The organism is Desulforamulus profundi (genome assembly GCF_002607855.1).
This window is the reverse complement of record NZ_AWQQ01000096.1, coordinates 1-2,539: the sequence shown is the minus strand read 5'-3', so window position 1 is coordinate 2,539 and position 2,539 is coordinate 1. Positions and strand designations below refer to the sequence as shown.

Genomic DNA, 2,539 nt, shown 5'->3' with positions numbered 1-2,539 from the left:
GAGAAACCGGCACAGAGGATGAACTCAGTGATGTTCCGGACTGGGCCAAGGGAGTTGTAACTAAGGCCAAAGCCAAGGGAATCATTAACCTTAACCGCTTCCACTCCGGCGTTCAGGCCAGCCGGGTGCAGTCTATGGTCTGGGTTGCCAAGGCCATGGGATTGGAGCCGGTGGACACCTCCAGCCTACCTTTTAAAGACGGTCTTTTAGTATCCCCGGAAGATATCGGCTATGTCATGGCCCTGTATAACGAAGGAATTGTCAAGGCCCCGGCGGCATGCTGAACCCCAACAGTTCCATTACCCGGGCCCAGATTGCCGCTCTTATTGACAGGGTTCTCACCGAACAACAGCAGCAAAACCAGGACGCCAATGCACTTCAGGCAGTTGAAACGGTGGACGGCAACCAGGTGCTGAAAATTGGCACAGGCGATAATGCCAGCGAAGTGGTTCTAGCTCAAGATGCCGTCATCTTCGTTAACGGTCAGAGGGCCGAAGCATCCGATCTGGTAGCCGGTTCCCCGGTAAGAGTGGTGACCAATGAAGAAGGCCAGGCCGTTTTAATTGAACAAACCGTTGAGACAACTCAGCAAGAGAATGCATCAACGGATACAAATACAGATACAACAACTGAGGAGAGTACCGAGGGCAATACAACCACTGCCGGTGAGACAGAAACTACCGGGGAAAATGCCACTGCTGACACGGGTGCTGCTTCCTAACGACAAGTAAAATATAAGGTAAACATAATTGAGCCACGCAATGCGTGGCTCAAAGTGTTAATAAATAAGGGTTACTCTCTCCGAATTGGCAAGAGCGTTCCGTTATCCACAGCGAACGACTTAACTGTCTTGTACCCATGAGCACTTAACAAGCGGCGTAATCACTCAGTCCACCTTTTCACAAGGTCGTTCTCCAGTCCCAAGCGGTCCAGAATACGTCCTACCGTCTGGTCAACGATGTCCTGGACGGATGCAGGCCGGTGGTAAAACGTAGGCATGGGAGGCAGAATCACCGCCCCGGCTCGCGCCAGTTTTAGCATGTTTTCCAGATGAATGACGTTTAAGGGCGTTTCCCTTGGCACCAAAATCAAAGGCCGGCCTTCCTTCAGAGTGACATCGGCAGCCCGGACGATCAGGTTTTCAGCGTAACCATGGGCCAGTCCCGCCAGCGTTTTCATGCTGCAAGGGGCGATCACCATCCCCTGGTGCCGGAAGGACCCGCTGGATATGGCAGCCGCCAGGTCATCCTCAGCATAAAAAACGTCTGCCAGTTCAGCCACTTCTCCCGGTGTATAGGATGTTTCCAGCTCAATGGTGCGCCTGGCCCACCGGCTCAGAATAAGGTGGGTTTTCACATCCATTTTTTTAATTGCTTTAAAAGGGTGATTCCGTATAGTACACCGGTAGCCCCGGTGATCGCAACAACAATACGCAAGCGCATCTCCTCCCTCCACCATTGTACAAGAATTTCAAGAAAATTCAAAGCAAGGAAAGAAGAAACGGCTAAAATCTCCAGAACCGTCATAGAAGTGCGCAAAACCACGGCGGCCTTAATCATTTACAAGATTCTGACCAGATGGGGTTATCTAAATAATCTGCTATTATTTTGTCCCGAAGAATACCGTAATTTACGTTATAATAGGATTAAAATAACGTAATTCACGATATTTTTCTAAGTAACTTCAGAAAGGTGACAGGGTCTCCCGATGAAACTTTATAAACTAGACGCCATTGTTTTAAAATCCAGGGATATGCGGGAAGCGGATAAAATTATCACCTTATATTCTGTCCAAAGGGGAAAGCAAAGGCGGTGGCCCACGGGGCCGCCAAACCAAACAGCCGTAAGCGGGGGGCTGTGCAGCCCTTTTGCTATTCCACCTTTATGATGCACCAGGGTAGAGAACTGGATTCGGGTGAGCCAGGCCGAGGCTGCGGGAAGCCTTTCCGGAAGTAAGGCTGGAATTGAACCGGCTGACCGCAGCCTCCTATGTGGCGGAGTTGACGGATGGTTTTGTGGGAGAAGGAGAGCCCAACCAGGGCATTTTCGCCCTGCTGCTCAGCACCCTGCACCTGCTTGCCGCGGGGGAAACGGAAATGGCCATGCGGGCCTTTGAGGCCAGATTAATCGGCCTGGCCGGCTTTAAGCCGGAACTGAATGCCTGCTCCGGTTGTGGGGAACCCCTGACAGAAACAAAAATTCGTTTCAGCGCCAACCTGGGTGGCCTGCTTTGCCAGGCATGCGCATCTGCAGAAAATAAAATCACGGTATTTAACCGGGGAACATTGGAAGTGCTGAAGACACTTTACCGCTGGAAATTAACAAAGCTTCATCAACTTAAAGTGCCGGAGATTCTCCGGCAGGAACTAAGCGCCCTGCTCCGGGCATATATTGAATATAACCTGGAAAAAAGACTTAAAACGACGGAATTTCTGGATAGATTGTATAAAAGTAGCCCTGGCAGGGGTACAAATATATAGTACAAAGGACTAAGGGAGGAATGCTCTGTGACCAGTGAATTGGAAAAATAGACCTTCTGC

Annotated in this window: 4 protein-coding genes and 2 pseudogenes; 5 read left to right on the top strand and 1 reads right to left on the bottom strand. The window is 50.4% G+C overall.

What is annotated here, in order from left to right:
* Positions 1 to 284: pseudogene (locus P378_RS15375) on the top strand (S-layer homology domain-containing protein); the annotation flags it as partial.
* Positions 278 to 721 carry a hypothetical protein gene (locus tag P378_RS22230; RefSeq protein ID WP_238473313.1) on the top strand — a complete coding sequence of 148 codons (444 nt, stop codon included), beginning with the start codon at positions 278 to 280 and terminating at the stop codon, positions 719 to 721. The pseudogene P378_RS15375 and the gene P378_RS22230, both read left to right, overlap by 7 nt.
* A 161-nt stretch (positions 722 to 882) precedes the next feature.
* On the opposite strand, the pseudogene P378_RS15370 reads toward P378_RS22230, so the two are convergent.
* Positions 883 to 1,436, bottom strand: a pseudogene (locus tag P378_RS15370) (UbiX family flavin prenyltransferase).
* Positions 1,437 to 1,707: 271 nt separating this feature from the next.
* Between P378_RS15370 and P378_RS24330 the strand changes: the two are divergent.
* Genes P378_RS24330 through recO form a run of 3 tightly spaced genes read left to right on the top strand, consistent with a single transcriptional unit; the run spans position 1,708 to position 2,479 of the window.
* Positions 1,708 to 1,887 carry a recombination protein O N-terminal domain-containing protein gene (locus P378_RS24330; protein WP_420796017.1) on the top strand — a complete coding sequence of 60 codons (180 nt, stop codon included), beginning with the start codon at positions 1,708 to 1,710 and terminating at the stop codon, positions 1,885 to 1,887.
* Positions 1,857 to 1,955 carry a hypothetical protein gene (locus tag P378_RS22225; RefSeq protein WP_420796016.1) on the top strand — a complete coding sequence of 33 codons (99 nt, stop codon included), beginning with the start codon at positions 1,857 to 1,859 and terminating at the stop codon, positions 1,953 to 1,955. Before P378_RS24330 ends, P378_RS22225 begins: the two co-directional genes overlap by 31 nt.
* Before the next feature lie 8 nt (positions 1,956 to 1,963).
* Entirely contained in the window at positions 1,964 to 2,479 is a 516-nt protein-coding gene (gene recO / locus P378_RS15365; RefSeq protein WP_238473311.1) for a DNA repair protein RecO, read from the top strand.
* Positions 2,480 to 2,539 lie beyond the last annotated feature (60 nt).

What these genes read in the sequence shown, in the direction of transcription:
- P378_RS22230 (WP_238473313.1), top strand. Translation starts at nt 278, where the DNA reads ATGCTGAACCCCAACAGTTCCATTACCCGGGCCCAGATTGCCGCTCTT.
- P378_RS24330 (WP_420796017.1), top strand. Translation starts at nt 1,708, where the DNA reads ATGAAACTTTATAAACTAGACGCCATTGTTTTAAAATCCAGGGATATG.